Source organism: Nostoc sp. 2RC (assembly GCF_014222165.1).
Classification (GTDB): domain Bacteria; phylum Cyanobacteriota; class Cyanobacteriia; order Cyanobacteriales; family Nostocaceae; genus Nostoc; species Nostoc linckia.
On record NZ_JACKZU010000755.1, the window covers coordinates 1 to 896 of the forward strand.

An 896-nucleotide genomic window follows, 5' to 3' on the forward strand; every position below is an offset into this window, starting at 1 on the left:
GTGGGGGAAAAGGTTAAAGGTTAAAGGGAAAAGGAATAAATTTAATCTTTCCCCTTTCCCCATGCCCCATTCACCAATATCAATTTTCTACAAAATGAATTATTTATGAATGATTTTAATTGGTTGATTTTAATGACTGGGGGTTTGATATCTGGAGTTATAGCTGGACTTTTAGGAATAGGTGGGGGTATTGTGACGATTCCTCTTTTAGTCACATTAGGTTATGCTCCCATTCAGGCGATCGCTACTAGTAGTGTTGCTATTGTAATTACCTCAATTTCCGGAAGTTTACAAAATTGGTGGATGGGCTATTTTGACTGGAAACGAGTATTTTATTTAGGAATTCCAGCTTTCTTAACTACCGGAATCGGCGTATATTTTGGTAATAAAATTCCATCCCACGTAATACTTTTTACATTTGGAATTATACTACTTATTAATATCTATTTAATTGACCTTCGTAAACAACTGTCGTTGAAGCAAAAAGAAGATACAGCACCAATATTTAATCCATTAGTTTCTAAAATTGGCACTGGAGGAGCAGCAGGAATTTTAGCAGGTTTATTTGGTTTAGGTGGTGGTACGATTATGGTGCCCTTACAAATGTTACTTTTAGGAGAAGAAATTAAAGTAGCAATCCAAACTAGTTTAGGCGTGATTGTAATTACTGCCTTAGCTGCTTGTACGGGACACACATTAGAGGGAAATATTCTGTTGATTCCAGGTTTAATTTTGGGCTTTGGAGGACTATTAGGTGTGCAAATAAGTACTCGCACATTGCCAAAATTACCAGATTCTACTGTTAGTTTATCACTTCGTATTTTCTTAGGAATACTATCAATTTATATTTTCTGGAAAGCTTGGGCAAATTATCAATTGATATAGCAGGGAACGGG

The 896-nt window shown here is 35.7% G+C and carries 1 protein-coding gene; it reads left to right on the forward strand.

All coding sequences use genetic code 11. The annotated features are described in order from the left end of the window. Nucleotides 1–105 precede the first annotated feature (105 nt). Nucleotides 106–885 carry a sulfite exporter TauE/SafE family protein gene (locus GNE10_RS34845; protein ID WP_185570552.1) on the forward strand — a complete coding sequence of 260 codons (780 nt, stop codon included), beginning with the start codon at nt 106–108 and terminating at the stop codon, nt 883–885. Nucleotides 886–896: the final 11 nt, after the last annotated feature.

What these genes read in the sequence shown, in the direction of transcription:
- GNE10_RS34845 (WP_185570552.1), top strand. Translation starts at nt 106, where the DNA reads ATGAATGATTTTAATTGGTTGATTTTAATGACTGGGGGTTTGATATCT.